We start from the raw sequence: 8,762 nt of genomic DNA, 5'->3' as shown, positions 1-8,762 counted from the left end.
GGCTACCAGGATTGAACTGTTTGCTTAACTCAGGATCGTTAGCTACAGCTTTCCAGAAGGCCTCTCGAAAGGCCCTAAAGTTCTTAAACTCCTTGCCCCGAAGCTGATCGGCAATCTGCGACGGAATGGACACCCCTTCACCTTGCGATGCAGTGTCGAGCCAAATGCCTGTCACCGGCTGGCCAGTACCCGTTGCAACCCCTGCATCCTCTCGCCGATCCCTGAACATCACATAGATCGGAGGTAAACCAGAGTCCGCCGGGAACACGGTGATGAAGTCATCAAAGCCAGCTTCTACAACCGTTGGGAAGGTGTCAATTCTCCCTTCAACCGGTGTCACCGTCGCTCCAGTGTAGACCGGTGGAACGGGCTGTTCGGCAGGAGAGGTGGTCGAACTATTCCCTGGATTGACAATGGGTGTCCAGGTCAAGGTCCTGGGAGGTACATCCCCAGTCGTCACACTGTAGACGTTCTGTTCGGCGTTATAGGTAGCAGCCACCACCCTGACTTTCGAAGGAACCGTCACGCCATCAGTCTTGACGACAATGACTTCTGACTGCCCATCTGCTGCTGTTTTCGAACTGATCCGAACAGGCAAATCAACGGTGCCACTAGCGGCGGCAATCGCTGGCAAGTCCTGTCCATGCTCCGGAGCAAGATCCAATAAGGGGGTGCTAAAAGCATAACGCTCAGGCAACTCCCCATTAGCCAGCTTGGGCGAATAGACCAAAGCAGACACGCCGACCAAAAGACCTGAGGCTGTGCCAGCTGCCAAACTGGTCAATGCGGCAATTGCAGAGCGGATAGCCGCTTGTAGGGTCACTGCTGCCGCTTCAATGACGGCTATGGTTCCCGCAGAGGTCATAACAACCGGGACAACAGACGAAGCTGGGCCAGGAGCACGGAACGTATTGGCGGTCCGAATCGTCTCTGCTGCTACACGGGCCTGCTCATCAGCGACACGTTTGGCCTCAGCCTCTGCTGCTAGACGAGCTTGTTCAATGGCTTCAGCAGCTACTCGTTGAGCCTCTGCTTTGGCGGCATTGAGTATTGGCAGTCTTCCTTGCAAACTATTAAATTCGTCGTTCATTACGTCGGCGGCATAAGCAGCTTGGATTGCCTGCATTTCCTGTGCGAAGGCCACCTCGGGATCAAGCTGTTTATCTCGCGTCCGCTCAAGGAAGTTTTTAAGGTCACTGTTTTTAAAGTCTACCCCAGGATAATTGGCCAGCACGGCGTTATACGATTTTTGCTGTTCGTACTCCTGATTCAATACCTGCGTCACCGATTCGATGGCTTTGTTGATCCAATCGAGAGGAGTACCATCTGGAGGCGCCTGGCTCACGCCGACTGCGTCGAGTTTTGCTTGTGCGTTTCCCTCAACATTAGCCTTGTTGAGGTTGTACTGTTTAACGATAGGGTCTTTTCCAGTATTGTAGCGATTCGCCCAGTAAGCGAGAGCCTCTAATTCTTTCTTTTGTTCTTCAGCCGCAAGATGTGCTGGCTCTTGGGCCTGAGCCTCAGCAAAAGATGCTTTTAACGTAGCCACCTGTCTATTTAGAAGTTGTATTTCGGCCTCAAGAAGCTTTGCAGCGTAAGCAGCCTTATATGAAATGTCCATATCTTGCTGCAACTTAAGAAGGCCTGCACCTTCCAAGGCAATTCGACGATACCCTTCATTTACATAATCTTTTGCACTTCTCCCAATGGGATTGGTGCCATAATATGCATTTGCTGTAACTACCTGAGTCTGAAGTTCAGCAGTTTTACGTTCAATCAAAGTACTTCGAGCAGCTACATCTCGATTCAACCCTTCAACGGGGGATGAATCTTGAGCTCCTGCCTCAGCTCGTACAGCAGCTACTTGCTGATCAATCGCTGCTGGTAGCGTAGCAGATTTAGCTTCATAGTCACTTTGAGCGCCATTATTGGCTTGTTGTATTGCACTCGCTGCGTTTTGCCCTAGACGATCAATTATTCGTTCAGAGTCATAAATTTCTCCAACATCTCCATAACGAGATGGATCAACTCCACCGCTTCCCCATGTGCCGCTATTAAACCCATTGCCACTGACATCAAACCCACCCCCGAAGTTGTCGAATCCTGAAGGAGGCTGCGCCCCTACATAAGTAGCCGGTAGTTCTATCTGATCATCTGATTTCGACATATATCTTTCCTTGACTTTGTCCTTTTCGTGCCACCATCATCATTTGGCGTGCGCTACGGCTTCTGTATAGGCAATTGCCTGTTTATGTTGAGACATCCCTCCCATGGCGCTGTGTTTGGATGGCTGCCAAAAATACTGTGCATCCATACATTGCTATTGGCAAACAGAAAAATGTATCTATGCATATTTCGGACAAGGGGGCAGTGATTACAATTTGCCGTCACTCGATTGAATCAGGAGAGCACGAATGATGTAGCCTTCATTCAGTTCGGAAAAACCTTCGTTTTATCGAACTTTAACGAAACAGGCACCGGAACGTTAACCGGCCGGAGTTAATGTTCAAACAACTGGTATGATTAATCAAAGTTCGATTATTTCAAACCAAGATGAGTAAACAGTACTTTTGATGAAAATAGGTTACGCACGAGTGAGTACTCGGGATCAAAAAGCTGACCTCCAGGTTGATGCCCTAAAAAAAGGCCGGGTGCGAACGCATCTATCAAGACATTGCCAGTGGTGCGAAAAGCGCTCGACCAGAGCTAGACAAATTGCTAGCCAATGTTCGGTCGAGTGATGTTGTCGTGATTTGGAAGCTGGATCGTCTCGGGCGCTCGCTCAAGCACCTTGTCGATCTGCTCGGCGAATTGGCAGAGCACTAGGTAGTGTACGAAAAGTAATGTCGCAAACACCGCATGGTGCAAGCCAGAGAAACCATTGCCCCAAAACTTTTCGCCAGCTTGTCGTAACGGGTGCCTATCTGCCGGCTCTCCTTCAGCCAGCCAAACATGCGCTCGATGATGTTGCGCTGTCGGTACTTGGGCTTGTCGAACAGTCTGGGCAAGCCAGGCTTGGGTTTACGCTTCATGGTGCGCAAAGGAATCACCGGCTGCATCCGGTAGCGATCGCAATAGCGCCGAAGGTGTTCGGCATCGTAGCCCTTGTCCGCCAAGAGCCAGCGACAGCGCTTGCGAGGTCGTCCCCTCTGGCCGCTTGGGACTTGAACCTGATCAAGCAATGGCTGCGCATGAGCAATATCGCTGGCCTGTCCACCTGACAGGTTGAAACACAGAGGGATTCCGTTTGAATCGCAGAGCATATGAATCTTGGTCGTAAGACCGCCGCGACTACGGCCCAACGCATGGTCTAGCGGTTCTTCAGGCCCCCTTTTTTCCCGGCGCCGGAAGAGGCTCGGGTTGCGCGTACCGCGGTGGAGTCGATCATCCAGATGTCCAGATCAATCAACCCTTGCTCGTTGAGCCTGATATGCAGGCGCTTGAGCATCTGGTCAAAGGTGCCTCGATTGCGCCAATCGCGAAAGCGTTGATAGACCGTCGACCAAGGGCCGAAACGCTCAGGCATATCGCGCCATGCGGCACCTGAGCAGAGCACCCACAAGATGCCGTTGAGCATCAAGCGGTCGCTGTTTCTTGGGCGTCCTGTTTTCTGATCCTGGGTGATGAGATCTTCGATCATTTCCCAGGACGCGTCACTGAGTTCGTATCGCTTGGCCATCAGGGGCTCCTGCCTTTGACGGCGGCGATTTTACCCATTTCGGTGTTTCAAGGGTTTTCGTACAGAACCTAGCGTAGCGTGTGAATCCGGGGCGGTTGACCCGCAACACCTTTGCGATGGAACAGCACGGGGCCCACGACAGGATCGTTTGGTGATTCAGGCGGATGCACTCACTCTTAAGCCTTTCTCCTGCGACGGAATGTCATGCAGGGAAATCCTTGAAGTCTCAGGTAATGCCAGCCCGCCCGCCAGCGCGAGCAATGCAACCGCGATCAGGTAGAACGCCGGCGACAGGTTGCTGCCGGTGGTGCTGATCAGCCATGTCGCCACCAGCGGAGCGGTGCCGCCGAAAATGGTATACGCCATGTTGTAGGTGATCGCCGAGGCGGTGTAGCGGGTACGGGTAGGGAAGGTTTCCGAGAGCAGGGCCGCCGTCACCACGCCACACAACACCGCGCCGATCGCCAGGAGCATGACACCGACGATGGACGCGGCGAACGAGCCGGAACTGGCCATCAGGAACGATGGATACACGGCCACGATCAACAGCGCGCAAGCCGTCATCACCGTCATTCGACGCCCGACCCGGTCCGAATACAGCCCGGCCAACGGGCAGATCGCCGCGGCAAACAACAATGCAATCAGTGACACCAGCAACGCCGTGGCGCGACTCAGGCCACCGGCGACTTGCAGGTAGGTCGCGAAATAGGTGGTGAACATATAAAACGACAGTGCCGTCAGTGACACAAAAGCACCCAGGCAGCAGATGGCTGCACCATGGTTGCGCAAGGTTTCCTTGAGTGGGGAGTGTGCGACTGCACGTTCCTGGGTTACCGCCTGGAATGCCGGTGTCTCATCGAGCTTCCAGCGCAAGTAAAGACCTACCAGGCCCAGGGGCGCGGCAATCAGGAACGGCAGACGCCACCCCCAACTGCCCATTGCCTCGGCCGACAACGACGCCTCGAGTGCGTAGGCCACCACGGCTGCCGCGGCAAAGGCGGAAAATGTCGACACCGGAATGAAGCTGCCGTACCAGGCGCGTTTGTCACTCGGTGCGTGCTCCATCAGGTAGGCACAGGCACCGGCGTATTCGCCACCGGCGGAAAAACCCTGGGCGCATCGGATCAGGGACAGAAGAACCGGCGCCAAGACTCCGATCGCCGCATAAGTGGGCAGCAGACCGATCAAGGTTGTCGCCCCGGCCATCAACAGTATGGTCATCGCCAGGGTTCGCTTGCGGCCGATCCGGTCACCGAGCATGCCGAAGAAAATCCCGCCAAGGGGCCGAAACGCAAAGGCCACGGCGAATACCGCAAAGGTCTTGAGCAGTGCGGCACTGGCATCGCCACTGGGGAAGAATTGCTGGGCAATGGTCGTGGCCAGAAAGCCATAGACCGCGAAGTCGAACCACTCGACGAAATTGCCGATGCCGGCGGCCACAATCACTCTTCTCAGCGTTTGCGGGCTGACTTGTTCCATCGTTGCGTTTGTCATGCTTGACCTCGACAATTCGTCAGTAAGCTATCGATTATCGGGGCAGGCTCCGGGGCGACTCACTTCAAAAGTGTCATCCGCATAGCCAGCACCGACTTCATGCCGCTGAATCACGCATGATTCGCGCCAGGTTGGCCGAGGGAGAGCAAAGGGCAATGTCTTCTCGAATTTGAAAAGCACCGAGGGTATTGTCGGTCGCCGGGACCCGTTCGATTTTTAAGGAATGAAAATGACATTGACTGTCGAAAGCCTCGTCAGGATCGCAATGACCAACCCGGTAAACGCAGAAATTTCCGCTCGCTTGCCTGAGCTCGGTTTGAACCAATGCATGCTCACTGCCGGTTGCCTGTTCCAGGCCGTGTGGAATCATCAGTCTCAGCGACCGCCAGAGTGGGGCGTGAAAGACTACGATGTCTTTTACTTCGATGATGACCTGTCGTGGGAAGCCGAAAATGAGGTCATCCAATCAGGTCAGCGTCTGTTCCGGGACCTCGACGTGAACATTGAGATCAAGAATCAGGCTCGCGTTCACCTGTGGTATGGCCAGCGGTTTGGTGGGGATTATCCAAAGCTTGAGTCGGCCAGGGACGGGATTGATCGCTACCTGATTGCCGGCACCTGCATCGGTCTGGATGTTGAAACGGGCGAGGTCTATGCGCCCAACGGCCTGGCCGACACAGAGCACGGGCTGCTTCGTATCAATCCAGGGAACCCCAAGCCAGTCCTGTTCGAACAGAAGGCGAAAAGTTATCAGGCTCGCTGGCCCTGGCTCAGGATCGTGGAGCCGCAAAGTTGAATCGGTTAAATGTCTCAAGCTGATATCATTCAAGGATTACAGGCTGAGTAGAACAACATGAACCGTCAAAAGAAACTGAAGCAGCTGTTCAAGGAGAAGGCCAAAAAGGCCAGTGCCAAACTGGCACCGAAGAACAAGCCTAAATACATTTGTAAAGCCGACCGATTGAAGCTGGCGGCTGAATCCAGTCACGACCCAGTCATTTCCTCTGAGAGCTGATCTTTGTAGCTCGCGCAGCACTCGAAAACTCAAGCCCCTGGTTCTTTAGAGCCGGGGGCTTTGTCATGTATCGGTCATGCATAATCGATGCGTTGCATCACCGCAGATCTAGCGAATACCGGTACCCGCCATCGACTCTGGCACCCACTGCGCAGTCGACAGCGGCTCGATGTAGCGGATGCCACCGTGGGGGCCGACCACGCCATTGATGTTATAGGTGCCTTTGGACAGGTCGCAGGTCATGAAAGGGGTGGCATCCGGGACCTGCTGGTCATAGCTCTGGCTGAAGAAAGCGAAGGAGCCACGATATAGCTGGCCACTGGTGTCGTACTGATCGGAGGCCACTGCGGCCCAGGTATCTTCATCCAGGTAAAAGCGGCGCTTCTGGTAGATGTGCGTCGCACCGGGCTTGAGGTTGCCCTCCACGACGTAGACCCGGTGTTTTTCCCAGCGTACGAAATCCGGGGCAATGAAATTGGGGGTGGTCAGCGATTTGGCGCTGCGCGCGTAAGTGAGTTTGTAGGTGTTGTAAGGCACGATCATTTCTTGCTTGCCGACCAGCGTCCAGTCATACAGCTCGAGCGCACGGGCGGTGCCAGGGTTGGGAGTGTCGTAGGCCAGGATCGAAATCTGTTTGACCCGGCGCTGGGCAGGCATGTACTGCCAGGCGCGGCCAGGAAACTCTGTGGCATTGGTGGCGTTCTTGAGCATGATCGACTCGCCGGCTCGGCGCGCAGGCCCGGTGTAGGACAGTTTCAACTGATAATAAATGTCCGAGCTGCTGAATGGCTTCGACAGGTTCTCGTAAATCGGGAAGGAGACGAATGCCTCGCCGGTAACCGCCAGGCTCGGTACGCCCGCCGTGTCGACGCTCCAGGAGTCGTACTTGGAATGGATGTTGACTCCCTGATAGCGCAGCAGGAAGTTCCACATCGCTTCGGCGCCTGATTGCGGGATCGGGAACGGCACCCCGGGCATCACGTTGTCGATGGCGATCCCGCCGTTCAGGGACCTGGCGTTGGTGGCATTCCTGCGGCTGTTGTCCAGTATCGCCTGTGGTAGCGATGCGGTGCGGTGGGTCGGATACACGTCGATGCGAAAACCGGGGTAGCGCCTGGCCAACGCCACGGTGGTGGCGGTCAGCAGGTTTTTGTACGAATCGACGTTCCTGCCGTTGATCACCAGCAGCGGTTTTTCGTCCGCAAAGGGGTCGGGACGCATGCTGTCGCCGGTCTTGAAACTGGATGGGGCCGTGGTCAGGCCACCGTTGTAGGGCGGAATGGAGCCATCGGCATTGCCGGCCTTTTCGGCACCCACCCAGGTCAGGCTGGTGCCCAGTCGCGCGGCTTCATGACTCGATACATAGGCTTGAGCGTCGATGGCCAGCGCCATCAGGGGTAGGCCAGCCAGAAGACTTTTCACGAATTTCATATTGTTATTCTCCTGCCTGGCGTACCAGGCAACTCGTGACTCAGGCGCCGCGGATACATCCGTCAGCTCAATCGCCAGAGGCTTTTTTCAGAACCTCCATTAAAGAGCCCGCGATTCGGGGACGCTTTTCATTTGACGACAGTCCCTTGGCTATTCATGACAGACCCGGACGCTTGCCGAGGGTGTCGAGGATGAAGCAACGCTGGACCTGCTGCGTGAAATCGGGGCAGGGCAGGCCCAGGGTTATCATTTCGCCAGGCCGATGGCATTGAAGGCGCTGTTGGCGAGTTCACTGCTCGATCGCCAGGATTGTTGATGTTTCGAGGCACCGGCATTGACGCGATGCCATGGAATGAACAACGCTCGGAAAAAATCTGGAGCGCCCCATGCCGCCCATCACCACGCGTCTGCTGGCGTTGTCTGTTCTTTGCCTGGCACTTGAAGTGCCAGCCCAGAGCAACGGCTGCCCGGCTGGCGAGAAACAAGTGTGCCTGGACGGCTGCATCTGCCTGCCAGACCTGGTGCCTGATGACGTCTACCAGATCGCGGCACCTGCCCTGGCCCTGTGGCTGACCCAGGCCCGCGCCGAAGCCGCCAGCGCCGGCCTCCAACCCATTCCGGCGCATATCCGCGAGCAGCTACTGCACTGGTACGACCCCGCCGTCCTCGATAGCGCGCGTTATAAAATCAGCGACAACGGCCAACTCACCGCCGCCACTGCCATGCTGCAAAACCCTGATGTCGGTGCCGTGACGCTGATCGATATCATCCTCTTCCGGGACGCTCAAACCGCCGAACAGGACATCGCGCTCTGGGCTCACGAACTGAAACATGTGCAGCAGTATCAGGAGTGGGGAGTGCAGGGATTTGCCCAACGCTATACCCAGGATTCCAATGCCGTGGAGGCACCGGCTTATGCCATACAGGCTGAGGTCAGGCGGGCGCTGCGCAAAGAGACTTACTGAAGGGCAGCGTACTTCCCCGGTCATTTCCATGTACTACCCCTTTGGGAGTACTCACTTGGCGTGATAGGAAGTTTTTCCACGATACGCATACTTGTCGGGCCTTTGACAAAGTCATCCGCTTCCTGGCCAGGACGCTTTTTACCTGAAAGGTCTGACAATGAAACTTGAACTCGTACAG

General features: G+C 55.4%; 8 protein-coding genes. 4 read left to right on the top strand and 4 right to left on the bottom strand.

The window, feature by feature from the left end:
• On the bottom strand, nucleotides 1-2,167 hold a 2,167-nt coding region (locus tag ACRESJ_RS32590; RefSeq protein ID WP_431761583.1), incomplete at its 3' end, for an S-type pyocin domain-containing protein.
• A gap of 494 nt (nucleotides 2,168-2,661) precedes the next feature.
• Between ACRESJ_RS32590 and ACRESJ_RS32585 the strand changes: the two genes are divergently transcribed.
• Nucleotides 2,662-2,826: a recombinase family protein gene (locus tag ACRESJ_RS32585; protein ID WP_431761584.1), complete on the top strand. Its 165-nt coding sequence runs from the start codon at nucleotides 2,662-2,664 to the stop codon at nucleotides 2,824-2,826.
• Here the strand turns inward: ACRESJ_RS32585 and ACRESJ_RS32580 are convergent.
• Both ACRESJ_RS32580 and ACRESJ_RS32575 read right to left on the bottom strand, forming a co-directional pair.
• Nucleotides 2,823-3,679 (bottom strand): IS5 family transposase gene (locus ACRESJ_RS32580; RefSeq protein WP_111286357.1). Its coding sequence is split into 2 segments (ribosomal slippage): nucleotides 2,823-3,331 and nucleotides 3,331-3,679, totalling 858 coding nucleotides; the frame shifts between segments, so codons are not numbered across the junction. The two genes, ACRESJ_RS32585 and ACRESJ_RS32580, sit on opposite strands and share 4 nt — an antisense overlap.
• A gap of 156 nt (nucleotides 3,680-3,835) precedes the next feature.
• Nucleotides 3,836-5,173, bottom strand: a complete 1,338-nt coding sequence (locus tag ACRESJ_RS32575) for an MFS transporter (protein WP_431761582.1) — start codon at nucleotides 5,171-5,173, stop codon at nucleotides 3,836-3,838.
• A 229-nt stretch (nucleotides 5,174-5,402) separates the two neighbouring features.
• On the opposite strand from ACRESJ_RS32575, the gene ACRESJ_RS32570 reads away from it, so the two are divergent.
• Together ACRESJ_RS32570 and ACRESJ_RS32565 are read left to right on the top strand one after the other, a co-directional pair.
• Nucleotides 5,403-5,969: a nucleotidyltransferase family protein gene (locus ACRESJ_RS32570; protein WP_431761581.1), complete on the top strand. Its 567-nt coding sequence runs from the start codon at nucleotides 5,403-5,405 to the stop codon at nucleotides 5,967-5,969.
• A 57-nt stretch (nucleotides 5,970-6,026) separates the two neighbouring features.
• Complete coding sequence (locus ACRESJ_RS32565; RefSeq protein ID WP_081015199.1) at nucleotides 6,027-6,188, top strand: DUF2986 domain-containing protein; 162 nt, start codon at nucleotides 6,027-6,029, stop codon at nucleotides 6,186-6,188.
• 108 nt (nucleotides 6,189-6,296) lie between these two features.
• Here ACRESJ_RS32565 and ACRESJ_RS32560 read toward each other — a convergent pair whose 3' ends face one another.
• Entirely contained in the window at nucleotides 6,297-7,619 is a 1,323-nt protein-coding gene (locus tag ACRESJ_RS32560) for a DUF1329 domain-containing protein (RefSeq protein WP_431761580.1), read from the bottom strand.
• Nucleotides 7,620-8,005: 386 nt separating this feature from the next.
• Between ACRESJ_RS32560 and ACRESJ_RS32555 the strand changes: the two genes are divergently transcribed.
• Nucleotides 8,006-8,584: an eCIS core domain-containing protein gene (locus ACRESJ_RS32555; protein ID WP_431761579.1), complete on the top strand. Its 579-nt coding sequence runs from the start codon at nucleotides 8,006-8,008 to the stop codon at nucleotides 8,582-8,584.
• Nucleotides 8,585-8,762 lie beyond the last annotated feature (178 nt).

The organism is Pseudomonas sp., from assembly GCF_050739655.1.
Taxonomy (GTDB): domain Bacteria; phylum Pseudomonadota; class Gammaproteobacteria; order Pseudomonadales; family Pseudomonadaceae; genus Aquipseudomonas.
Note: the sequence above shows the minus strand (reverse complement) of the source record. Positions and strands in the feature narration are given on the sequence as shown.